General features: G+C 68.4%; 1 pseudogene. It reads right to left on the bottom strand.

Annotation, left to right across the window (positions count from 1 at the left end):
* Positions 1–341 (bottom strand): annotated as a pseudogene (locus tag QZH66_RS18840) (YgiQ family radical SAM protein); the annotation flags it as partial.
* Between the last annotated feature and the right edge of the window lie 20 nt (positions 342–361).

Raw genomic sequence — 361 nt, forward strand, 5'->3', positions numbered from 1 at the left:
CTGTAGACGATGGCCGCGCGGTCGGGGCGCTTGCCGCCGATGTCGCCGGGGGTGTAGGCGTCGTCACTGCGGATTTTGCGATCGGCCGTGTAGCGGTTGATCATCGAATCCATGTTGCCCGCCGTCACGCCCCAGAACAGGTTGGGCTTGCCCAGCGCCTTGAACGGCTCGGCGCTCTGCCAGTCGGGCTGGGCGATGATGCCGACGCGAAAGCCCTGCGCTTCGAGCGTGCGGCCGATCACGGCCATGCCGAAGCTCGGGTGGTCGATGTAGGCGTCGCCCGTGACCAGCACGATGTCGCAGCTGTCCCAGCCGAGCGGCTCCATCTCGGCGCGGCTCATCGGCAGGAACGGGGCCGTGC

This window comes from Stenotrophomonas sp. YIM B06876 (genome assembly GCF_030711595.1).
GTDB lineage: Bacteria > Pseudomonadota > Gammaproteobacteria > Xanthomonadales > Xanthomonadaceae > Stenotrophomonas.